Source organism: Piscibacillus salipiscarius JCM 13188 (assembly GCF_001311865.1).
Lineage (GTDB): Bacteria > Bacillota > Bacilli > Bacillales > Alkalibacillaceae > Piscibacillus > Piscibacillus salipiscarius.
Genome location: NZ_BBCD01000019.1, coordinates 1 through 22135, shown reverse-complemented (window position 1 = coordinate 22135; position 22135 = coordinate 1). Strand labels below are relative to the sequence as shown.

The following is a 22135-nucleotide window of genomic DNA, read 5'->3' as shown; positions in this document are numbered from 1 at the left end:
TTTTATTTGTAATAAGCCTTCTTCAAAACTTCAAGATATTCCAAAAACTCTTCGTGATAATGTTTATAATCAAACTTAGAAAAATCAATTCCTTTTAGTCTATCAATCAGAGTATTCGCATAACCATCCATGGACCATTGAATTAACTGAATCGATTTCTCTACATCTAAATCCTGCCGAAATCTAGAATAATCTATATTCTGATACAATTTAGCGAAACCTTCTATACGCAAAGTATTAATTCGTTCCTTTTGATCATTTGGCAAATGTGCATCTTCCATTACAAACACTTCACTCATAAAATAAACAAATATTCATTTTGGAAATGAACTTTCATCTTAAGCTCTACAATTTGACTAAAACGTTTAAAAATCAGTCTCATTAAGGTCAAATTGTTCAATATAATCATGTTCGATTGCATCTAAGCTGTTTCTAATTAAAAATTCAAAGAGCTCCTGTTTATTCTTAAAATAATAATATAGCATTCCTTTCCCTACTCCAGCTCGTTTTACAATTTGGTTAGTGGAAGCTAATTTATAACCCTTTTCAGCGAACTCTTTAAGTGCTGCATTTATAATTTTCATTTGTGTATCTTCCTTAATGTGATCAAATGCCATTTATTAGACAACCTCCTTGACCGCATTGGTCAATATCATTATAAATGTATTAGACCACTATGGTCAATATGCATAATTTCAAAATTTTACTATTAATCTTATATAAGATGTGATATTATATTTTTTGAAAACAAAAGGGAGGAATTTACAGCATGCTAAAAAAGTCGCCTTAAGTAGTTTGTTGTTGGCGCTATTGCTTGGAGCTTGTTCTTCAGGGGAATCTAAAAGTGATAAAGAAGTTGTGATTGATACATATCAATCAATGATGGAAATGGAAAAAGTAGATTCAACAGGTACTCTAGACGTTAATGTAGAAGCTGATGTTCAAGACCCCATGATTAAACCTTATATTCAAATGGTTAATGATATGGAATTCAGTGTTGATCAGCGTATGGATATGACTCAAAATCTTCAAGAGATGGTTGTTCACTTGTCAGCTACCATGAGTCCTATGACGTTAACATTGATTTACCAGTATTACAAGACTTAGAAAATCAAACGCTTTACGTTGAGACTGATAGTTTAGTTGATAATTTAGGCATGTTCTTAGGGAATACTGAACAATTGAAAGGTAAACTATTAAAATTAGATATGAATGAGTTAGAAGGTACGGAAGCCCCGCAAGTTGACTATCAAGAAATGCAAGAAAAGACAACTACAATATTAACTGACTTTTTAAATGAAAAAAGTGATGAGGACTTTACAAAAGAAGAAAATACGTATATCACAACTTTTTCTAAAGATGAATTAATTGAAATGTTCTCTAAATTAGTGACTGAATTTGACGACAGCATTCCTGAAGATGAACTTCAGCAAGGTGTTGAAGAAATGAAGACAGCACTTAAAGATGTTGACTTAAATACATTTGAGACACATGTCACTTTAGAAGATGACCAACTTAAAAGTCAGAAGTTCATTTTAGACTTAGCTTTTGATTATGAAGGCACTCCTGTCAAAATTAACTTACAGTCAGACACTGTCTATAACAGCATTGGTGAAGATGTAGAATTCACCATTGATCCAGAGAACAGTGAGTTAATTGAAATGCAAGAATTAAACCAAATGATGAATTCAATGGGATATTAATATATTAGACATTCAAGCAAACGCTTGGATGTCTTTTTTGATTTAAAAACACCCTTTAATTCGGGTGTTTTCAATCAAGATATTCTCGATCAGGCTTTTGATCGCAGTCACATATATCTTTATCTTTGTCACAATCGCAATGGGATGGTTCATCATGCTTAAAACAATCACATGGTTCATGCCAACCGCAACCACACTTCTTCTTCCTTGGTTCAATACAGTGACACTTACGTCCTTTGAGTTCTGCAATTTGGCATTCTGAACAACTACATTTACAAACAGGACGATGTCTCTTAGGTTTATGTTCATGATGTTCATAGTGATCATGGTGATCACAATCGTCATGTTTATGATGACAATGATTACTGCTGTCATGAAACAATGTCGTGACATTTTGAAGTTTCCTTAGCAATAACCATTCTTTCATCACCAAAGTTTCAAGAAACTGATTGACATTACGATTGAATTTTATAATTTCCTCATTTGTTGGATCTGATGGAAAATCACAACAATCACCTACGAATGCCTTCATCTTCTCTGCTTCAGCTTTCATTAAATTAGCTAAAGCAATTTCCTCCAAGGCAATTGATTCTAACAGATCAATTACCACATCGTTTTGTCTGGCCTGTGAGGCTCCGGTGGTATTGTGGGCATACTCATAAGTTACTTCCCTCCTCTTCAAGCAACATCTCTAGACAGGTGTTCTTTCTCATGTTTATGTTTTCTAAAGCAATTCTGTGTGGATGTAAGTATGATTTAGGTATATGTAAAAAGCCGGCTTTTTGCCGACTTCTTATTCATTCAGTAAACATTCTTCGACTACAGCTAATAACTCAGTATCAGTTAGCTGTGCTGAAAGCGATAGAAAATCAGCATCTGGATTATCAGTAATTGCGATGAAGTTTAATTGATCTCCTCCATTAACGACTTGAAGCGTAAAGTTATAAAACAATATTTGCTCTTCTAATCGTACCAACCAATATTGCTTCATTTGCTGCTTCGTCACAGTTAACGACTTGTGTCACGCGCCCTTGAGTTAGATTAATTTGTCCACCCAATTGTGCAATGTCAAAATTAAAGTTTAAATTGTTAGATGTTGGATCACAATTTTCACAGAAACGAATTGTGTACTCAGTATTGATATCTTCAAAAGTTGTTCCGTCAATGGTTGTAGTTGAAGTAATTGGTTGGTTAGATACACCATTCACCGAACACTCACACTGAGTAACTGGTCCATTGCCATTGCCATTTTCACCTTCTTCAAAATCAAGTAAATCCTCTAGTTTCATTAAGAGTAGAAACTCTTTAAAAGCTGCTATTTTTAATATTTTACTAGCATTTCGATTTAACTGAAAAAGTTCATCAATAGATTCGCCTACTAATGGTGGAAAGTAGTGAGTTGGCAGATCACCAGTTGTCCCTGGTATCTGCAATGTTCCTAAGGCTCTTTGAATTTTTTCCGCTTCTGCATTTACTAAGTGGGCCAAGCTTAACTCTTCTAGCCCAATAGAAGCTAACATAAGATTGATTGAATCCTGGTTATTCAAATCAAAATCAGGTATTTCAGGCATTCCCATCTATTACACCTCACCTTCTTATTTCTATTCTATTTATATAGATTTAATTGGTAAGAGCAAATGTCATTATAATTAATTTGTCTTTTTACTCTAATTAGATTATAATCTAATTAGATGATAATCTAATGGAGGGTGTTTCATGCAATTAGATCGGTTGGTTAATTTTCATAAAACGGTTGGTGACAAAACAAGACTAAGGATCATTGGCTTACTTAAAGAGGGGCCGCTTCACGGTCAAGCGATTGCTGGAAAGTTAGGACTGACTCCACCAACGATTTCTCACCACATTCAAAAACTAAAGGAAATTGATATCCTTTATCAGCGTCGTGATAAAATACAATCTACTATCATTTAAATGAACCTAAACTAGCTCGTTTAGCTAATGCTATTACAACGTTAGGGGATGAGGAAATGAACGAAGAATTCACGGTTACAGACGAAGAGAAACACAAAATTTTATCAAACTTCATCGGTTCGGATGGCCGACTAAAATCAATACCAGCACAGCTCAAAAAAACGCCTGATCATACTAGAACATATGGTTAGCGGTTTAGAGCCAGGTGTGACATATCCTGAACCTAAAATTAATGAACATATAAAGAAATACCACGATGACTTTGCAACCATTAGAAGAGAGTTTATTATGCACCACTTCATGACTCGCGATAAAGGTTTTTATGAACTGAACCCACGAGAGTTATGGCTTATTTAAGAACAACTCTTAACAAGCTGTACTCAGTACAGCTTTCTTTTTAGACACCTAATTAGATAATCATCTAATTAATTGAAATGAGTGTTAATCATGGATAACTGGAAAGTTTGGAAAAAAGAATCAGAATATCATAAACTATTTTTCTCTGGTGTTATAAATGGGATTGGCAACCGCTTTACACAAGTTGCTATTCTTGCGCTCATTTATGACATAACAAACTCAGCATTTGCCATAGGTCTATTATTTTTAATCAGGTTACTTCCTTTTTTAATGATGGCGCCACTAGCTGGAGCTTTAGCTGATCGACTTTCAAAGAAAACAATCTTATTGACCACCGAGCTCATTAGAGTCCCAATAGTTTTATGGTTGATTTTAGGGAATAACTTAGAACAACTTTGGATCATCTATGTCAGTTCCTTTTTACTAGCTCTAGGTGAAGCAGTGTATGCGCCAACCAGAAAAGCATTAATCCCAAATTTAGTACGCCGGGATCACTTACTAAGCGTAAATGCAATCGAACAAATCATTATGGGGCTTGTCTTAATAATCGGTTCAACCACAGGAGGCTTTATTTCATACTTATTAGGTAATAATATAGCGTTTAGTTTAAATGCGCTAACCTTTTTAATGTCAGCAATATTTTTAAAGTACTTAAAGATGCCTAACCGACAATTAGATCATTCAGTCAAACCGCCCTCACCTGCGATATCTTATAAGAAATTTCTAAAATCACCAGCGTTATTCGTGTTTTTATTCATATGCCTTACCATGCCAATCGCAAACGGAATTGATAACGTCTTAATTAGTGTTTACGCACTAGAAGTATTTAACATGGGAGACCTAGGTGTCGGTTTAATTTACGGTGGTTTAGGAATAGGTATTGTCTTAAGTTCTTTTTCTTCTCATTGGATCAAAGGCAATCTAGTCGGTGTGACTGTCCTATTCATTATCTTTGAAGGGATTGGTCATTTCCTGTTAAGCGTATCACCTACCTTTCCAATCGCCCTAGGTGCGGTTCTTGTTATGACCTTCTCTGGAGGGGTCAGTAACATTAGTTTTGATACGTTAGTTATGAAAACCGTTCCCTCACATAGGCAAGGAACCTTCTTCGGCTTAACTGAGATGATTTCAAACGTGACATTAGGTGCTTTTATTGCGATTGGAGGTTTAATTTTAGAATTTATTGAACCTAGAATTTTAGGTAGTTTAGTTGGTCTGTTATACTTTTGTTTAGCAATCATTTATTTGTTTTTATTCAAACGAATTAATTTGTTAAAAGAAAAGCGAAAACTCCGCGACATTTAAATCAAATTAAAGCCATATACTACCTCTAACGACTGTGTAGTAACGATCTGCATGCCACAGTTTTAAAGGTGGAATGAGCATTGATGAAAAACAGCTAGTATAAATTAATTACGATACAGGATTGGATGAGATGTCATGTTTAATAAAACAAAATATTTACTCATCATATTAACCGTGACGCTACAAATCAGCGCCATTGTCGCGATTTTTTATAACACAACACTTGCTGTTACCTTAGCAGTCCTATATTTGGTGGCGCTTATATTACTTATTTTACTATTTGTTTATGAACGACGAATCGAGAAAAAGGGGGAACTCAATTATGATGATCTCGACTACTGAAACGGCACCCGGATATGAGATTGAAGAGTTAATAGGATATGTGAAAGGTAGTACGATCCAGTCAAAACATGTTGGACGCGATATTACGGCAGCGTTAAAAGGGCTTGTCGGCGGTGAAATTGGTAGTTACAACGAGATGATGACAGAAGCTAGAAAGCTTGCCGTTCATCGGATGGTAGAAGATGCAGAATCTAAAGGGGCTAATGCTATTTTAGCCATGAGAATGCACACATCCTCTGTCATGGGCGGCGCAGCTGAAATCATAGCATATGGCACAGCCGTTAAGGTGACTAAAACAGTCTAAAATATAGGCTGTTTTTTCTTTTGTTTTACATAATGTTCCTAAACCATGCAATACTAAACGAATATAGGATGCATGTGAAGGAAGTGGTGTTCTTGGGAAAAGACGGAAACCAAATACCAGTCAGTAAATACTTTGAACGAAATATTGAATACTTGAATAAAGAATTAAGAGTCGAAAAAACATTCGATTTAATTCATCATAAGATCGAGCATGGTGGCATTAAAATCGGCATGTTTTTGTTGATGGGTTCGCTGGCGGAAACGCGATGATTGAGATGCTGAAGCGACTTCACGAAATTGAAGATCGTGATATGCGCCGTGACCCAATTAATGCATTAACAAAATCAATTATCCCCCATCAAGAAGTTGGTACATCAAAGGATCTAGAAGAAGTCATTGTTCAAGTGTTAGCTGGTCAAGCAGCTTTAATCATAGAAGGATGCGAACAGGCTGTATTAGTTGATACGCGTGAGTATCCAATTCGTTCCCCTAAAGAACCCGATTTAGAACGAGTGGTTCGAGGACCACGTGATGGATTTGTTGAGACGATTGTTTTCAATACAGCATTAATTAGACGACATGTTCGCGACCGTTCTCTCATTTTCGAATACTTACAGGTTGGTCAGCGGTCAAAAACTGATATTTGTTTATCCTATATAGATAGCGTAGTTGACCCTAGGTTAGTCAAACGAATTAAAGACAAAATTGAACAGATTAATATTGATAACTTATCCATGGGTGAGAAAACGCTAGAGGAATTTATTTTTGGTAAAACGATGAATCCTTTTCCTCAAGTTCGATATACTGAGCGTGGTGATACTGCTAGTGTTCATTTAATGGAGGGACACGTTCTAGTTATAGTAGATGGCTCTCCAAGTGTGATGATCTGTCCTGCAACATTCTGGCATCACCTGCAACACGCAGAAGAGTATAGACAAAAACCAATTGTTGGAGCTTTCCTACGTTGGGTACGATTCGTCGCTGTTTTTTCAGGTTTGTTCTTACTTCCGTTATGGTACTTATTTGCCACACACCCTGAACTGTTGCCACCCAATTTCAGTTTTATTGGTGTAAATGAAGAAGGTTCGATTCCTCTCTACATACAGTTTTTAGTAGCAGAGATTGGTGTAGAGATTTTAAGAATGGCTGCGATTCATACACCTAGCGCCTTAGCTACCGCACTAGGTTTAATAGCGGCCTTAATGATCGGTGATATCGCCATTAAAGTCGGGCTTTTTACATCTGAAGTTATCTTATATTTATCCATAGCTGTTTTAGGGAACTATGCGATGCCGAGTTATGAGTTATCACTTGCTAATCGAGTGATTAGATTAGTCTTTTTGAGCGCAACTGCCCTTTTCGGGGTTAAAGGCTTCGTACTTTCAATATTTGGCTGGATCATTCTTTTACTGACCACTAAAACACTTAACACACCATACCTCTGGCCTTTTATCCCATTTAATGCTAAAGCATTTTTACAAACCATAATCAGATCGCCTATGCCACTCATTAAAAGTCGGCCAAGTGTTCTAAATACCACAGACAATTCAAGTCAATCTAAAGACTCCTAACCAGCTGATTAGGAGTCTTTACCTTCTAGACGCGTAAAAACTGTATTATGAGGCAAAAACTGCACTTCATCTCATTCACAAAAAAAAGACCCCCATCATGGTGGTGACCCCAAAAAGTTAGAGTTTTAATTATGCAGCTGATTGGCTGGTTTGAATTCGGTATTTAACTGGACTTAAACCAGCCAATTTTAATTTAATTCGATCGTTATTATAGTAATAAATGAATTCCTCGATTTTTGTTTTTAGTTCATCATAAGATTTTAATGCCTCACCATAATACATTTCTTGTTTCAAAATTCCAAAGAAATTCTCCATTGTGGCATTATCTGCACATGTCGCTTTCCTAGACATACTTTGAAAAATCTTGTTTGTCTTTAATGTGTTAACCCATCTTCTATATTGGTAATGCCACCCTTGATCTGAATGGATGGTCGTTCGATACTCGGCTTTATTAGTGATCATCTCTACTGCTTGATTAAGTGGTTGAAGCACAAAATCTAATGTTGGTTTCTTAGACATACCGTAAGAGATGATTTCGCCATTATATAAATCTAATATTGGACTTAAATAAAGTTTCTCATTTCCAGTACACTTAAACTCCGTAACGTCAGTAACTAGCTTTTGAAGAGGTATAGATGTGTTAAATCTACGATTTAAACGATTTTTCGCTACCTTACCGACGGTTCCTTTATAAGACTTGTAACGAGATTTTCGTGTGAATTTTTCACACTTTAAGCCGAGCTCTCTCATGATTCGTTGGACTTTCTTATGATTTATTTGGTAGCCTTTCGCTTTTAATTCTAAATGAATACGACGATAACCATATCTCTCTCCATGTTTTTGAAACAATTCACTTATGATTTCTTTCAGTTCTTTATCAGGATCTTCTCTCTTCAATTGATGAATGTGATAATGATAAGTTGCTTCTGGTATGCCTATTACTGCTAACACATCTTTTAATTTGAATCCTTCTTCTTTGAGTTCGAATGCCAAGACTGTTTGTGCTTTTCGAGGTAGGCATTCGGGTTCTCCTGAAAAGCTTTTAACTTTTTTAAGTATGCATTTTCTAAACGAAGAAGTTCATTTTCATGTTCTAATTGTTCCTCGCGAGACATTGCCTTTTCTTGTTTTGACTGTTTCGATTTTCTTTTCGACATAGGAGCCCGTCCTTTCGGTTTTTCTTTGAGCCCTTCTATCCCTTGGTTAAGAAACAATCTCTTCCAGTTCGCAATTAGAGAAGGATTATTCAGCTTAAATTTTATTGCAGTATCTATATAAGAAGCGCCCGTTTGTCTCTTAAAGTTTAATACATCCAGCTTGAATTGAACAGAATAAACAGTATTAGAACGCTTACTACGTAAACCATCTTCACCAAATGACTTATATGAATTTACCCACATTCTTATTTGTTTCTTATCCGAAACTCCGTATTTTTGAGCTAACAAACCGTAGCCTAACGGACCTTCAAGATATTCTTTAACAACTTTTAATTTGAAATCGAAATTATATTTTGCCATACAAAAACACCCCAAAAGAGATTTTTTACTCTAACTTTTGGGGTGCAGTACCCATGTGGAGGTCAAATTGCTTACATTAATAAATAGTAAACCATGCTACCTAGATAGTTTCCTATGACATACCCAAGCGTTCCGACAAGCATGATTGGCGCGATCAGTTTCGTCCAACCTTTCGCAATCGCAAAGGCCGCAGCTGTTGTTGGACCGCCAATATTTGCATTACTTGCTACAATCATCTCTTCTAAACTAAACTTAAATACTCTACCTACTGTAAATGTAATTAGCATATTAAATAATACAATGATCGCCATAAAGACAAGTAGTAACGGAGCATTTTCAATTAATAATGGTAGAGATGCCGGAACACCAATGACGACAAAGAATATATAGATTAAGTACGTTCCTATTTCCTGTGCACCATGTATGTTTTCGAAATACTTACCAAATACCGTAACAGCAATGACGGTTATGGTTGTTAGCATTAAGTATCCATCACCAAACAAACCATTTAATAAGTTTAAGAAAAAGCCAACATCTTCACCTGACGGAATGACATTGCCTATAATTTCTGCTAATTTAAATGATACGGCTACGCTGTTCCGATCGCAAAGGCAATGTCCTTTAACGAAATGCCTTTTCTCTTCCAATAATCTGCAACTGTATTTTCATTAGAATCTCCGGCACTCTTTTCTAACTCATCTACATATGGCGTACGATATTTCCTTCTAAAGAAAGCAACTGTTGGCATGATAATTAAAACAAAGAAATATAAAGCCATTAAAATATTATCCGCAACAATAGCAGATGACGCTAGTTCACCCGGGACTTCTAGCTTAGCCGATAGAGCAGCAAAGTTGACGCCACCACCGGTATACGAACCCGTTTCGAGGCCCGCTAACTTTTCAGGCTCTGGAACTACTTTCTGCAGAGCAAAAAATGCTATAAATGCACCTACGACAGTTCCAATTGCACTTATTAAAAAGAGCACTAACATTTTACCGCTCTCGTTCCAAATCTTACGAAGGTTCGCTTGGAACAATAATAGTGGAATAGCTAACGGAATGACATAGGTCCAAACTGCATCATAAGCAGGAGCCTGTACAGGTATGACGTTAATGTTAACTAAGATCATCGCCCCTACAAGTGCAATGATGGCGCCTGTCACTTTGGAAGCCCATTCATATTTTTGCTCCAAATAAATACTAAACGCTGCCCACCCGGCTAAAACCCCACAAGCCAAGTATCTTCCGGCTTAATTAAGCTATTCATTTTTCCACTCCCTTTTTTAATTCTATATTATAAAATATTTTGATTCTTTTTAAAAATGAATCTTAATTAAATAAACCGCTTCATTTAAGTGCTCTAAATGTGGTTCGTAACCTTGCCTTTTTAAAAAGTCCCCCAGATCTGAAGATGCAATACGCTCATGAACTGGAGGGCCTGATTCTGATTCAACTGCTTCCCAGTCAATGATGATTAAACTTCCGCCCTTTTTAATGATTCGTTTAAATTCATTAAGTGCTACTTCCATATTCGGAATCTCATGCATAACAAATGCAATAATTCCTTTATCGGCAAGTTCGTGATCAAGAGCAATGTCTTGCAAATCACTTTCAACATAATCAATATTGGTAAGATTTTTAGCTTCTGCATGTTCTTTGAGTAACTCCAACATTTTAGGCTCTATATCGATGGCTAAAACTTTATCCACTTGTTCCGCAAACGGAACTGAAAAGAAACCATTTCCTGCTCCAAAGTCCGCAATGACATCACTTGATTTTAGTGACATCAAATCCATAACACGTTCAATATCAATACTTTTTCGTCTTTCATCACTTAATAGCTTGTCTGCCTTTTCTGGGTTAAAACGATGCCCATGTCCATGCATAAGATTCACTCCTTAATAATTGTTTCTTTAGCAGTATTCCCATTAACGAAAAGAGGATAACCTATAATTATCCTCTTAACGCATTGCTCCTCTTCGGAATGCCTCCAAATGATTTAACGAAGCATTACGTAACTGAGTAAACACCCGTCTAACATCATTAGGTAAATCTAAATTTAAGAAGCGATTATACATTGATATATTATCAATCTCACCTTCTACACCTTCATTGAATGCCTCTTCTAAAGATATAGGAACAGTAATATACTGTAATGAATCATCTTCCGGGATAGGTATTTGATAACGGTTAAACAAAGGTAGTAAAGCATTAATATGTCTAACTTCTGCTTGCTGGATTTGGGTAAAAGGTCGAACTGCACCGAATTCCTGAAGCACAACTTGATATCTTGATTGGGCTAAATACTCATCTTCTAATGCATAGGTCAGCATTTTATTTAAATCTAGTGCTGAATCAGTTAGAGCGCCTTTTGCTCCATAATTACTAGCGTCTTGACGTTCCATTCTACATCCTCCTAACTACATAAACCTACTTTAAATTATGTAGTTGCTAGGAAAACGTGTAATAAGAAAAGCGCGGGGCGCCCGTTTAACCACGCAGTGACTGGACCGACTAAACTGAGATAAAGGAAACACGATGAGCATCGCGAATCGATGTTGACTTATCGTAGGTTTAGACGGGAAGTCACCCAGTGGTTGGGCGTCTCGCGCTAGACAGTGAAATCAAACATAATTAATTGGTGCGTATAAATTTTAATGCTTTATTATTTTTCAGAAAAGCGCCCCTCTATGGAGCGCTAACAATTAATCTAACGTTTCAACTTCCCAGTTTTCATTGACATATAGCCCTAAGACTTCCATATCAAATCCCCCAAGTATTAATCTTTTTAATAGCTTGTTTGATTTGGGCTGCTTTCTCTTCTTTATTAACAGGATTACCTGCACAATCGTGATGACCCACCATTGCGAGTACTTTTGAACCATGCTTGCTATAGGAAATATCAACTTTTGATTTTAATGAATTGACTTGATCCTCATTACCATCTAGTAAATACTTATTCGGACCAGCTTCCGTAATCATATCGACATAATCGACTTCATATTTTGATTTCATCCACTTAATTACTGGTTCTTGGACTCGTCCATCCATACAATTAATCGCTGTTACAAATGTTCCTTCTGCCATGTTCAAAATCTCCCTTCAAGTCTTTTTATCTATTTTAACATATCACAAAACTAGTTATGTTGGATAATTTATAGTCTTGCTTAAAACCAGTCTTAACTAATCGCATCCATCCTAGATTCTGTAACTGCCCACTCTTCCCCATTATTCTTAACTTCAATAGTTAACCAAATAGCACCAAGTCCTGACTTGAATTTATGTCCTTTAAAAACGTATTTATTACTAAATTTCTGATCTATCTCTTCAAATCGTAGTAACACACCATCTAAAGACATCGTTTCCTCATCGAAATGGCCTTGTTCTTTCAATTCTTCAAGGGTAGCAATTTTCACTTTCGTATTATATTGATTAGAAAAATAATTAACGATTTTTTGCTGTTTTTCCTCATTCAGCTTGAAATTCTCCATATTAATTGCAATGAATTTTTGACCGTGATTAAGGGCTTCATCTGTTTTCATTAGTTCATCTAATGCAACAATATATGCTTCCTCAACTGAAGAGCTATTCTCCCCTTGTACCAACGTTCCGCAACCACTTAATACCAAAAGTGAAGTAGCTAATAATACTTTTATAATTTTCAATAATAACACCGCCTTTTAAATTAATTAGACGGTCTTGTTATTCAAAGGTTACAAGGCTGATTTAGTCATTTCGTCTTCAACAATTTTAGCTGCAATTTCCCCTGATTCAACTGCACTTTCCATCGTGGCAAAGTTCGAGGTTTTAGTATAATCACCAGCTAACGTCAAACCTTTTATAGGAGTGTCTTGATCAGGTCGCATCCAATCATGTCCTGGTTCAAGACTATAAAACTCTTTTGGGTGTTTGACGACTCTGTAGTCTACAACATGACCTTCAATTTCAAGACCTAGTTTTTTGCATCTTTTATGGCGATTTGATAAATATCTTCCGACTCCATATTTATAAACCTTTCAGCAGGAGCTAATATACAAGACATGCGACCAGGGACATGTTTAAAAGTGGTCCTTGATTGTTCTGTAAAAGAAGCAAGCGAGGTACCAGCTCCAAAAGTCGTTCGGTCATATGGGGTTGCAGGTCTATCTAGTTCGAATTGGATCGTGACGGCAGGGACATCTGGTAATTGAAGTAAGTTATTAAAACAAGCATGCTCCACAGACGAATCTGTAATTAACTTTTTTGCTGCTCCTATTTCGGTCGCAAGAACCGTCTCGTCAGCATAAAATTCTTGACCTTCTGCTACCACGCCCTTTACCCTACCATTTTCATAGATCATTCTAGTGACTTTATGATCCCTCAATATAGTTCCGCCTTGTTTTTCAATTACACGCGCTATAGGATCTGAAAACAATTCAGACATGCCTCCTAAGAATCCTCCCATTCTCATCTTATAAAAACGCGGGAGTGACGGTGCAAGTAACCCGAAGAACACATAAGCAGAAAACCTCTCAGGTGGTAAAAAGAAAATACCAGCCGTTAATGGAACTAACACTAGGTGAAATGCATTATTAGTGACATGATGTCGTTCAGCGTATTCCTTAACACTCACTTGATCAAGTTGGTCAGGCTTTTTCAAGTAATCCTTCATACCATTTATAAAAAACGGAAATAAGGACATTCGGTCTTTATATGAGATGGTATCTGTATTTCCAAACATCCCTTTTAAAAGTTTAAGTGGTCCGTGTACTGGAGCCATTCCAAATGTCGTCACGTCTCCTTTTCTAGCAGAACGGAAATCCATTACTTCTTCCCACATAACTATCTTATTCATATTAATACCAGCTTTTTTAAGAACTCTGGGGAAGTGTTTATAATAACCAATGACTCGGTGAAAACCGGATTCCACCTTCATCCCATCTTCATCCCACGAAGCTGTCCGCCCTCCTACAAAGGGTTTCTTCTCTAGAATTAACACACGGTAACCTTTTTTTGTTAATAAAAGTCCTGCTGTTAATCCTGCTAAACCTGACCCAATAATAATGACATCATATTTCACTCACATTCCCTCCGCACGCATACATTTAATTTTAGATTACCCGAAATTAACTTAATCATGACATAAGCCCAAATCTAAAATAATTTGGGACATTCAACTAGTCCTAAACATATTGTATGTGCAGATACCTATAGACACTAAGGAGTGACAATATGTTTTATCATGTAAAAGAGCTACAGTACGATGCCAAGCCAGAACGTCCAGATCCCCTTTTTGCTAAACAATTGCAAGAAATATTAGGTGGACAATACGGGGAAATTTCAGTTGCGATGCAATACTTATTCCAAGGGTTTAACGTACGTATGGAAGGAAAATATAAAGACTTACTCATGGATGTTGGTACGGAAGAGTTAGCGCACGTCGAAATGTTAGCTACCATGATTGCAAGATTACTTGAAGATGCCCCAATTGGAGACTTAGAAGATGCTGTTGAAGATCCAGTATTAGGTGCTATCATTGGTGGAATGAATCCTCAGCATGCAATTGTATCAGGCTTTGGAGCTATGCCAGCTGACAGTGTTGGAAACAGATGGACAGCGGAATACATTGGTGCAAGCGGAAATTTACTAGCAGACTTCCGCGCTAATGTCACAGCTGAATCACAAGGCCGTCTTCAAGCAAGTCGATTATACGCAGCTACATCTGACCCTGGTGTTAAAGATATGTTAGCCTTCTTAATCGCACGCGATCGTTATCACCAGAACATGTGGCTTGCAGCGATTCAAGAGCTTGAGGAAAAAGAAGGCGTCATCGTACCGTCCACTTTCCCACCAGAGCTAGAAATTCAAGACGTTTCATATGAGTTTTATAATTTATCAAAAGGTGATGAGAGCAGTAAAGGACGCTGGGCAAGTGGACCTAGCATCGATGGTTGCAGCACGTTTGAATATGTAGCAAACCCTAAACCAATGGGCGGTTTACCTACGCTCGAACCTGCTCCTGCGTATTCATTTAATACCAACTTTAGTATCCCTCCTCAAAAATGTTAAACATACAGCCCCTCAGGTAAGTAGGGGCTTTTTGATGTTTTAATACTTGTTTATGAGGATATGGTAATAATGTAAGGACATTCTATCACTTTAGTACAAGCAGATTTTTTTGCGACATAAAATTTACAGGTGATATAAATAATAATGCAGAAGGAGGAATGTCATCATGAGTAAAAAAATATTAATGGTTGTAACAAACCACACAAAAATTACCGATGATCATACAACTGGACTTTGGTTAGAAGAATTCGCCGTTCCTTATAACGTATTTAAAGACAAAGGATACGAGATCAAAGTCACGAGTATCGAAGGTGGTCAGGTGCCACTAGATCCAAACAGCATTGAAGAACGAGCTGAGTGGAAAGAAGCAGAAGCTGAGTTAGAAAAAACGCATAAACTAACAAAAAGGATGCTACTGGATTTGACGCTATCTTTCTACCAGGAGGACACGGAACTATGTTTGATTTTCCTGATAGTAAGACATTACAGTACGTATTACAACAATTTGCTGAAGAAGGCAAAGTCATCGGCTCTGTCTGTCACGGCCCATCAGGTCTAGTCAATGTAACTTATCTTGATGGAACACCGCTTGTAAAAGATAAAAAGGTATCTGCTTTTACTGACTCCGAGGAAAAAGAAATGCAATTGGACGAGCATATGCCATTTATGCTTGAATCCAAACTTCGTGAAAAAGGTGCCAACTTTGAGCATGGTGATAACTGGGAAGATTACTCAGTCAGAGATGGTAACCTTGTAACTGGTCAAAACCCACAATCCAGCCGTTCAGCTGCAGATCAAGTAGTTGACGCATTAGAAAGCTAATCAATATGACACTACCCCACATACGGATGATTACGTATGTGGGGTTTTTAATTTTACACAAACAAAGCACCCCTTCACGCAAACTGCGAAAAGGGGTACTTGTGTAGGGGTCATTATTTAATAATTAATTAGTCTAAAATTTTTACTTCTACTGTTCTTACGCCCCAGTCATAAGCTTTTTGTTTTGTAGGGACGTGAACATCAATACGGTTACCATTAATAGCACCGCCAGTATCTCCAGCGATTGCTTCGCCGTAACCTTCAACCCATACTTTTGTTCCTAATGGAATCACGTCTGGGTCAACTGCGATTACTTTCTTGTTAGGGTTCTCGTTTAAGTTGATGCCTGTTGCTGTAATTCCTGAGCAACCTTCACAATCAGCTGTATAAGCTGTTGCTTTTACAGTTAATGTTTCAGCTGCTTCTTCTGTTTTGTTTGCTTGTTGAACTGGTTGTTCTTCTTTAGATTGATTAGCTGTTTGTTTCTCGTCTTTTTCAGCTGATTCATTAGATGTTTGTTTAACATTTTTTCTCTTTATTTGATTCTTGTTTTTGAACAGGAGCTTGTCCATTACGTTCAGCTACAAATTCATCAAAGTTTTTAAGAGAATCTATTGAAAGATCTAACTTTAAATCTTGTCCAATGACAATTGTGTCTGAATCTAGTTTGTTCCAATCTTTGATGTCATTTACGTCTACATCTAGATCTCTAGCTAGTTCGCTTAGTGTATCTCCTTTTTGAACTTCTAATACTCTTCTGTTATCTATTTTTAGTTTGTCTCCTGTTACGATAATGCTAGATGATAGGTTGTTTAATTCTTTGATGTCCTCTGTCGTTGTGCCGTACGTTTCGGCTATTTCACTTACTGTATCACCCTTTTGAATTTTGTAGTCTGCTTCAGCTGATACAGATGATGTTACAGCGAATCCTGATAATAGAATTCCGCCTGCAAGCGATATGACTAATTTCTTCATGTGTCATTCCCTCCTTATTTACTTGCAAGAGCTATCTTAACACGGAAGTACTAGATTTGTGGTTACACAGAGGTTAAGAGTCTATAACGAAAGTAATAGTTTTAAGGACATTTGTAATAGATTATGAGTATTTTGTAATATTTTTTGATAATTTGTAAAAAACTTGGGTATATATACAGTAAAAGCTTACAAAGGAGTGTCATCATGTTAATTAGAGAAGCTATTTTATCGGACTATAGTGGTATTGCCAAGGTGCATGTTGATTGCTGGTTAAACAGTTATCAAGGTGTTCTACCAAAAAACTTACTTCAAGATTTGAGCTACAGAGAGCGAGAAGACCTCTGGAAAAAGATTCTCTTGAATGATAAAGTATGGATAGTAGAAAATGATGATAGTGATATTGTTGGATTCGTTCACGGAGGCATTAAGCGTACGAGTCAATATGAACAATTTCAAGGAGAAATCTATGCCTTGCATATTTTAAAAGACTATCAAAACCTCGGTTTGGGAAGAATGCTAATAAGAACCTTATTAGATGACTTAAAAGAACACAATATCTCCTCCCTCATGATTTCGGTCTTTGAAGAAGATACTCACTGCACGTTTTATGAAAACTTAGGTGCTGAACGAGTAGATTGTATTGATGTAGAATTCGACGGACAAATCATAAAAGAGGCCGTATATGGTTGGGAGGCTCTCACTCAAATCTAGCTTAGGAGTTAAAGATCATGGAGTTTAACTGGAAATTTTGGCAATACATTAGTGAAGAACAATGGATAGATATTGGCTTTGCAATTGGAATATTACTGTTATTTCATTTATTAAGAAAAATCTTTACCAAGTATGTTTTTTACTTTATTAGAAGGTTTTTTAATCGTGATAAAACAGAATTAATTAAGCAAATTCTAGATGCTTATGAAAAACCAATCCGATGGTTATTTGTTATCATCGGATTGTACATAGCAGTTGACTTTTTCCCCTATTTAAGCAATGAAAATGGAATCTTTTTAAACATAATTCAAGCTTCTCTAATTGTGTTAATTGCATGGGGACTTTATAACTTATGCTCAACGTCGTCACTCCTTTTTATGAAACTCAATGATGGTGTTGGACTTGAAGTCGACCAAATACTTATTCCTTTCTTATCTAAGGCTCTAAGAATCATCATCATAACTATTACCATCAGTCTGGTTTTATCGAAATTTGGATTTGATGTAAATGGATTTGTTGCAGGTCTAGGTATAGGTGGTCTTGCATTCGCCTTAGCAGCTCAAGAAGTGATTAAAAACTTCTTCGGCGGGGTAGTGATCATCACCGAAAAACCTTTTACATTAGGTGACTGGATCAGAACACCAACTGTTGAGGGAATCGTTGAAGATATTAATTTTAGAAGCACCATTATTCGCACATTTGCTGAGGCACTTGTCACAGTTCCTAACTCTACACTTTCTAACGAAGCGATTACGAATTGGAGTAAGATGGGCAAGCGTCAGATAACTTTCAACCTCGGGGTTGAATACAGTACTCCGAAAGAGAAACTTGAAATTGTGGTCGAACGAATCAATGATATGCTAAACAATCATGATGAAATTCATAAAGAAACGATCTTTGTAAAATTTGATAAATATAACGACAGCAGCCTAGATATATTCTTATACTTCTTCACGATTTCAACTCAATGGGAAAAATTCTTAAATGTGAAGCAGGATATTAACTTCAGAATCATGGAGATCCTTGAAGAAGAAGGCGTTTCTGTTGCTTTCCCATCTCGTACGATTTATATGGATAACGGCAATGTGGCCGTTACAAATGAAAAAGAAGAGTAAAAAACTCGCGGGTAAGTCCCGCGAGTTTTTTTATATCGGTAATTTTATTTCCTCATAAATCTGAAAAATTCCTCATAAATTTTATTTTTTCTTATAAAATTAAAATTTTCCTCATAAGTCATTCACTTTTATGAACATAATCTACGATGGTGACATTACCGTTTCTTACATCGATAGAAATCTGATCTGTTACGTACGGTGGCTCCAAACTTTGAATTTGCGTACGCACTTCAATTGTTGCTAAGAAGCAGCCTTGACAATCATCCAATTTTTCCAGTTCCACGATATTTTCTTGATCATAATCTCTCGTTTGCCCATAAAATTCCTCAATTGCGTCTTCAACATATGGCGTTAATAGTTCTAAAATTAAGCTTTCCTCCAAATTCGATTCAGCTGATACATTGCCGTAAGCTGGGAAAAGAAGAATCCCAACTAGTAATAAGACCTTTCTCATTCAAATCACCTCTTTACTTACTAAACTGAACTAATTTTCATTAATTATGAATGCTGTATGATTTTTCTCCTGTTGGCAAAAATAACATCTGAATGTGAAAGGAGGAATTTACAATGAGAGAACACCCAAAAGACAAAGAAAACAGGCAAGAGATGACGAACCAGCAGGGCCATCCTGTTACGGATAACCAAAATACAAGATCTGTTGGTAATCGTGGTCCATTAGTCCTTGAAAACTATGATTTTCTAGAAAAAATCAGTCACTTTGACCGAGAGAAAATTCCAGAGAGAATTGTGCATGCGCGTGGGGCTGGAGCGCATGGGTACTTTGAATCTTACGGGGAAATTAATGGTGAGCCAATCTCAAAGTACACCCGCGCTAAGGTTTTGAGAAAGGTAAACGCACTCCTGTATTTACTCGTTTTTCAACGGTAAACCACGGAAAGCATTCACCTGAAACATTGCGTGATCCGCGCGGTTTTGCGGTGAAGTTTTATACAGAAGACGGGAACTGGGATTTAGTCGGGAATAACTTGAAGATATTTTTCATACGAGACCCACTAAAGTTCCCAGACTTTGTACACTCGTTCTTCCCTGACCCAGTGACAAACATACAAGATCCAGAGCGTCAGTTCGACTTTATTAGTGCATCTCCAGAAGCGACACATATGATTACATTCTTATTTTCACCGTGGGGAATTCCTGCAAACTATCGTCAAATGCAAGGTTCTGGGGTACACGCTTACCGATGGGTGAATAAAGAAGGAAAAACCGTGTTAGTCAAATATCACTGGGAGCCTGTTCAAGGTATTAAAAACTTAACTCAAGCAGAGGCTAACAAATTCAAGGTATGAACTTCAACCATGCAACGCAGGATTTATATGATGCGATTGAAGAAGGCAACTATCCAGAATGGGAGCTATATGTTCAAATTATGGAAGACCACGAGCACCCAGAGCTTGATTTTGATCCGTTAGATCCTACCAAACTTTGGTATAAAGACCAGTTCCCTTGGCATAAGGTCGGTAAAATGGTCTTAAATAAAATCCTGAAAACTACCACGCAGAAGTAGAACAAGTGGCCTTTGGTACAGGGGTTTTAGTAGACGGACTAGACTTTTCAGATGATAAGCTGCTTCAAGGCCGCACGTACTCTTATTCTGACACTCAGCGTTACCGTGTTGGTCCAAACTATTTGCAGTTACCAATTAATAGTCCGATCAAGCGTGTTGTCACAAACCAAAATGGTGGTCAAATGGATTATCGAATGGATTATGCTGAAGAGAAGAATCCTCATATTAACTATGAACCTTCAACCCTTAACGGTTTAAAAGAAGCTAAAACCCAGGTGTTGAAAACACACCTCATGTAGAAGGAAATATTGTTAGAGAGCCCATCGAGCGTCAAAATAACTTCGGTCAGGCTGGGGAAACCTATCGTCGTTTAAATGATTGGGAACGTGAGGATCTAATCAATAACTTAGTTGGAGCATTATCTCAATGTCGTAAGCCAATTCAAGATAAAATGATTGAAAACTTGACACAAGCCGATGAGGAATACGGAAGACGTGTTAAGGAAGGCTTAGAGAAAATGAATACGAATAATGAAAAAGAAGAAGCTGTTCACGATGCGCAAGAATTAGGTCACGTTTCAGATCCATATTAATCATAAGGCAACTGTCCGTATCCACGGATGAATTGTCCGCATCCAGGGGAAAGCTGTTCGTATTTTCAAGTGGTTTGTTCGCATCTAAAGCCGGATTGTCCGCATCCTAAAGAAAACTGTCCGTATTTTGGGTGGACTGTTCACATCAGAAAAATACTCTGAGGCATAGTTAAACAAAATTTTTCTTTTCTGAGCGCTAACTGGCTATAATCCAGTTGGTGCTTTTCCTTAGGTAAAAGTTGGAATAGAAGGACTGCTTAAACTATTATAGAATGTAGTAAGTAGAGACAATTTTTCAGGAGGAGAAATAATGGGTTCGAGAATCATGCACGCGATCATTGCACATCAAGTGGGGAAATACTTTGAAGTTAATGATTTAGACTCCTTTATTATTGGCGGTATAGCAGCAGATGCAGCTCTTACAAATAAAGATGCTTCTCATTTTTATAAAGGTAGTATGGAGGACTTTTCCAAAGAAATTGAGGTTGAACGCTTCGTTTCAAAATATAAAAATCAATTACATAAGCCGTTTATGTTAGGTTATTATACGCACTTAATTGCCGATGATAATTGGTACATGGGTTTGCATTATCTTGGTTAAAAAACCGCTTAGACCATGATGATGAAATCTTCTACAGATATCATAATGATTTTCGCTTGTTAAATGCTAAATTAATTAAGCACTATAATTTGAAGACGACTTTAAAACAGATTTTCTTAAATGCTAGAATTAATCAGGAAACGGATGAAGTATCATCGGATGATATTAGGACATTTATTTCATACATACTAAAGGACATCGATTATCCAGAACCTGACTTATATGAAGATTTACAAGTTTTTACCTTTGACCAACTATTAGGATACGTTGAGACCTCTATTCAGAAAAGTATTTATCACATTCAAAACAACTTTTTAATGTCATCTAAATCTTGAAGAATGAGCTGAACTTCTACTTCATTTAACTTAACAAGTATTTGATCATTTAAAGATAGGATCTGTCCACCTTCATCTAAGTGAGCTGACAGATAATCATGGAGAAGTCCTAACTCCTGTTCTGTAATAGTTGATTCAGTCGATAAATGCTTAATACTTTTAATTGAAAATTCATGATTCTGGCGATCATAGTCTCCAGAGATAATTTGACCATCCATGTGCATAACCCTTCACCTCTTAAGGTTAGTTTGCACTAAACTGTGTGAATCATGAAATAAAATGCACACCCTTCTTACAGGGTGTGCACATTTTTTATTTAAAAATGGAACGTTCCTTTTAAAACTTCCAAACCATTCTCAGCCATACGAACTGAAACATG

At 36.7% G+C, this 22135-nt stretch carries 30 protein-coding genes and 5 pseudogenes; 17 read left to right on the top strand and 18 right to left on the bottom strand.

Annotated features, from left to right (window positions below):
- Positions 1–2 precede the first annotated feature (2 nt).
- On the bottom strand, positions 3–281 hold the full coding sequence (locus JCM13188_RS12680) for a hypothetical protein (RefSeq protein WP_279401812.1): 279 nt from the start codon (positions 279–281) through the stop codon (positions 3–5).
- A gap of 84 nt (positions 282–365) precedes the next feature.
- Complete coding sequence (locus JCM13188_RS12675) at positions 366–617, bottom strand: TetR/AcrR family transcriptional regulator (RefSeq protein WP_054754472.1); 252 nt, start codon at positions 615–617, stop codon at positions 366–368.
- 124 nt (positions 618–741) lie between these two features.
- Here JCM13188_RS12675 and JCM13188_RS12670 point away from each other — a divergent pair, with 124 nt between their 5' ends.
- The gene (locus tag JCM13188_RS12670) at positions 742–1107 is read left to right on the top strand and encodes a hypothetical protein (protein WP_054754471.1); all 366 of its coding nucleotides are present in this window, start codon (positions 742–744) and stop codon (positions 1105–1107) included.
- Positions 1108–1157: 50 nt separating this feature from the next.
- Positions 1158–1703 carry a hypothetical protein gene (locus JCM13188_RS12665; RefSeq protein ID WP_279401811.1) on the top strand — a complete coding sequence of 182 codons (546 nt, stop codon included), beginning with the start codon at positions 1158–1160 and terminating at the stop codon, positions 1701–1703.
- Between the two features lie 70 nt (positions 1704–1773).
- On the opposite strand, the gene JCM13188_RS19280 is transcribed toward JCM13188_RS12665, so the two are convergent.
- From JCM13188_RS19280 to JCM13188_RS12655, 3 genes are all read right to left on the bottom strand, one after another.
- Entirely contained in the window at positions 1774–2385 is a 612-nt protein-coding gene (locus JCM13188_RS19280) for an alpha-helical endospore appendage domain-containing protein (protein WP_279401810.1), read from the bottom strand.
- Between the two features lie 111 nt (positions 2386–2496).
- A complete protein-coding gene (locus tag JCM13188_RS19275) occupies positions 2497–2655 on the bottom strand; it encodes a hypothetical protein (protein ID WP_279401809.1) in 159 nt (52 codons plus the stop codon).
- The gene (locus JCM13188_RS12655) at positions 2645–3280 is read right to left on the bottom strand and encodes an alpha-helical endospore appendage domain-containing protein (protein WP_054754469.1); all 636 of its coding nucleotides are present in this window, start codon (positions 3278–3280) and stop codon (positions 2645–2647) included. The genes JCM13188_RS19275 and JCM13188_RS12655 overlap by 11 nt, the downstream gene beginning before the upstream one ends.
- A gap of 139 nt (positions 3281–3419) precedes the next feature.
- Between JCM13188_RS12655 and JCM13188_RS12650 the strand changes: the two are divergent.
- From JCM13188_RS12650 to JCM13188_RS12630, 6 genes and pseudogenes are all read left to right on the top strand, one after another.
- Positions 3420–3992 (top strand): annotated as a pseudogene (locus tag JCM13188_RS12650) (DUF2087 domain-containing protein).
- A gap of 90 nt (positions 3993–4082) precedes the next feature.
- Positions 4083–5297: an MFS transporter gene (locus JCM13188_RS12645; RefSeq protein WP_054754468.1), complete on the top strand. Its 1215-nt coding sequence runs from the start codon at positions 4083–4085 to the stop codon at positions 5295–5297.
- Positions 5298–5432: 135 nt separating this feature from the next.
- Entirely contained in the window at positions 5433–5639 is a 207-nt protein-coding gene (locus JCM13188_RS12640) for a hypothetical protein (RefSeq protein WP_054754467.1), read from the top strand.
- On the top strand, positions 5620–5943 hold the full coding sequence (locus JCM13188_RS12635; protein WP_054754466.1) for a heavy metal-binding domain-containing protein: 324 nt from the start codon (positions 5620–5622) through the stop codon (positions 5941–5943). Before JCM13188_RS12640 ends, JCM13188_RS12635 begins: the two co-directional genes overlap by 20 nt.
- A gap of 92 nt (positions 5944–6035) precedes the next feature.
- Entirely contained in the window at positions 6036–6212 is a 177-nt protein-coding gene (locus JCM13188_RS21195; protein ID WP_369405014.1) for a hypothetical protein, read from the top strand.
- The gene (locus tag JCM13188_RS12630) at positions 6209–7513 is read left to right on the top strand and encodes a spore germination protein (protein WP_369405013.1); all 1305 of its coding nucleotides are present in this window, start codon (positions 6209–6211) and stop codon (positions 7511–7513) included. Before JCM13188_RS21195 ends, JCM13188_RS12630 begins: the two co-directional genes overlap by 4 nt.
- Before the next feature lie 129 nt (positions 7514–7642).
- On the opposite strand, the gene JCM13188_RS12625 is transcribed toward JCM13188_RS12630, so the two are convergent.
- The 9 genes and pseudogenes from JCM13188_RS12625 to JCM13188_RS12590 form a co-directional block, all read right to left on the bottom strand.
- Entirely contained in the window at positions 7643–8572 is a 930-nt protein-coding gene (locus tag JCM13188_RS12625; protein WP_279401826.1) for an IS3 family transposase, read from the bottom strand.
- The gene (locus tag JCM13188_RS12620; protein WP_054754465.1) at positions 8470–9030 is read right to left on the bottom strand and encodes a helix-turn-helix domain-containing protein; all 561 of its coding nucleotides are present in this window, start codon (positions 9028–9030) and stop codon (positions 8470–8472) included. Before JCM13188_RS12620 ends, JCM13188_RS12625 begins: the two co-directional genes overlap by 103 nt.
- 71 nt (positions 9031–9101) lie before the next feature.
- A pseudogene (locus tag JCM13188_RS21855) lies at positions 9102–10299 on the bottom strand (DUF819 family protein).
- 49 nt (positions 10300–10348) lie between these two features.
- Positions 10349–10918: a class I SAM-dependent methyltransferase gene (locus JCM13188_RS12610; RefSeq protein ID WP_279401808.1), complete on the bottom strand. Its 570-nt coding sequence runs from the start codon at positions 10916–10918 to the stop codon at positions 10349–10351.
- Positions 10919–10993: 75 nt separating this feature from the next.
- Positions 10994–11437, bottom strand: a complete 444-nt coding sequence (locus JCM13188_RS12605) for a ferritin-like domain-containing protein (RefSeq protein ID WP_054754464.1) — start codon at positions 11435–11437, stop codon at positions 10994–10996.
- A gap of 358 nt (positions 11438–11795) precedes the next feature.
- Entirely contained in the window at positions 11796–12119 is a 324-nt protein-coding gene (locus JCM13188_RS12600; RefSeq protein WP_279401807.1) for a carbonic anhydrase, read from the bottom strand.
- Positions 12120–12211: 92 nt separating this feature from the next.
- Positions 12212–12697 (bottom strand): hypothetical protein, encoded by a 486-nt coding sequence (locus JCM13188_RS12595; RefSeq protein WP_054754463.1) that lies wholly within the window; start codon positions 12695–12697, stop codon positions 12212–12214.
- Positions 12698–12745: 48 nt separating this feature from the next.
- Positions 12746–12976 carry an FAD-dependent oxidoreductase gene (locus JCM13188_RS19270; protein WP_279401825.1) on the bottom strand — a complete coding sequence of 77 codons (231 nt, stop codon included), beginning with the start codon at positions 12974–12976 and terminating at the stop codon, positions 12746–12748.
- Positions 12977–12984: 8 nt separating this feature from the next.
- Positions 12985–14091 (bottom strand): FAD-dependent oxidoreductase, encoded by a 1107-nt coding sequence (locus JCM13188_RS12590; protein WP_054754462.1) that lies wholly within the window; start codon positions 14089–14091, stop codon positions 12985–12987.
- Between the two features lie 152 nt (positions 14092–14243).
- On the opposite strand from JCM13188_RS12590, the gene JCM13188_RS12585 reads away from it, so the two are divergent.
- On the top strand, positions 14244–15080 hold the full coding sequence (locus JCM13188_RS12585; RefSeq protein ID WP_054754461.1) for a manganese catalase: 837 nt from the start codon (positions 14244–14246) through the stop codon (positions 15078–15080).
- A 166-nt stretch (positions 15081–15246) separates the two neighbouring features.
- Positions 15247–15902 (top strand): annotated as a pseudogene (locus JCM13188_RS12580) (type 1 glutamine amidotransferase domain-containing protein).
- 128 nt (positions 15903–16030) lie between these two features.
- On the opposite strand, the gene JCM13188_RS12575 reads toward JCM13188_RS12580, so the two are convergent.
- Entirely contained in the window at positions 16031–16474 is a 444-nt protein-coding gene (locus JCM13188_RS12575; RefSeq protein ID WP_279401806.1) for a 3D domain-containing protein, read from the bottom strand.
- Positions 16422–16877, bottom strand: a complete 456-nt coding sequence (locus JCM13188_RS12570; protein ID WP_054754460.1) for a LysM peptidoglycan-binding domain-containing protein — start codon at positions 16875–16877, stop codon at positions 16422–16424. Before JCM13188_RS12570 ends, JCM13188_RS12575 begins: the two co-directional genes overlap by 53 nt.
- Before the next feature lie 204 nt (positions 16878–17081).
- Here JCM13188_RS12570 and JCM13188_RS12565 point away from each other — a divergent pair, with 204 nt between their 5' ends.
- Positions 17082–17588 carry a GNAT family N-acetyltransferase gene (locus JCM13188_RS12565; RefSeq protein ID WP_054754459.1) on the top strand — a complete coding sequence of 169 codons (507 nt, stop codon included), beginning with the start codon at positions 17082–17084 and terminating at the stop codon, positions 17586–17588.
- A gap of 17 nt (positions 17589–17605) precedes the next feature.
- On the top strand, positions 17606–18703 hold the full coding sequence (locus tag JCM13188_RS12560; protein ID WP_054754458.1) for a mechanosensitive ion channel family protein: 1098 nt from the start codon (positions 17606–17608) through the stop codon (positions 18701–18703).
- Positions 18704–18821: 118 nt separating this feature from the next.
- Here the strand turns inward: JCM13188_RS12560 and JCM13188_RS12555 are convergent, their stop codons facing one another.
- Positions 18822–19157, bottom strand: a complete 336-nt coding sequence (locus tag JCM13188_RS12555; protein ID WP_054754457.1) for a DUF3888 domain-containing protein — start codon at positions 19155–19157, stop codon at positions 18822–18824.
- Between the two features lie 113 nt (positions 19158–19270).
- On the opposite strand from JCM13188_RS12555, the pseudogene JCM13188_RS12550 reads away from it, so the two are divergent.
- From JCM13188_RS12550 to JCM13188_RS12540, 5 genes and pseudogenes are all read left to right on the top strand, one after another.
- A pseudogene (locus JCM13188_RS12550) lies at positions 19271–20527 on the top strand (catalase).
- A gap of 8 nt (positions 20528–20535) precedes the next feature.
- Positions 20536–20679 (top strand): annotated as a pseudogene (locus tag JCM13188_RS21850) (catalase-related domain-containing protein); the annotation flags it as partial.
- 12 nt (positions 20680–20691) lie between these two features.
- A complete protein-coding gene (locus JCM13188_RS21845) occupies positions 20692–20820 on the top strand; it encodes a hypothetical protein (protein WP_439646641.1) in 129 nt (42 codons plus the stop codon).
- A gap of 310 nt (positions 20821–21130) precedes the next feature.
- A complete protein-coding gene (locus JCM13188_RS12545; RefSeq protein WP_054754456.1) occupies positions 21131–21421 on the top strand; it encodes a hypothetical protein in 291 nt (96 codons plus the stop codon).
- Positions 21391–21756, top strand: a complete 366-nt coding sequence (locus JCM13188_RS12540) for a hypothetical protein (protein WP_054754455.1) — start codon at positions 21391–21393, stop codon at positions 21754–21756. Before JCM13188_RS12545 ends, JCM13188_RS12540 begins: the two co-directional genes overlap by 31 nt.
- Here the strand turns inward: JCM13188_RS12540 and JCM13188_RS12535 are convergent.
- Positions 21723–21980: a hypothetical protein gene (locus JCM13188_RS12535; RefSeq protein WP_054754454.1), complete on the bottom strand. Its 258-nt coding sequence runs from the start codon at positions 21978–21980 to the stop codon at positions 21723–21725. The two genes, JCM13188_RS12540 and JCM13188_RS12535, sit on opposite strands and share 34 nt — an antisense overlap.
- Between the last annotated feature and the right edge of the window lie 155 nt (positions 21981–22135).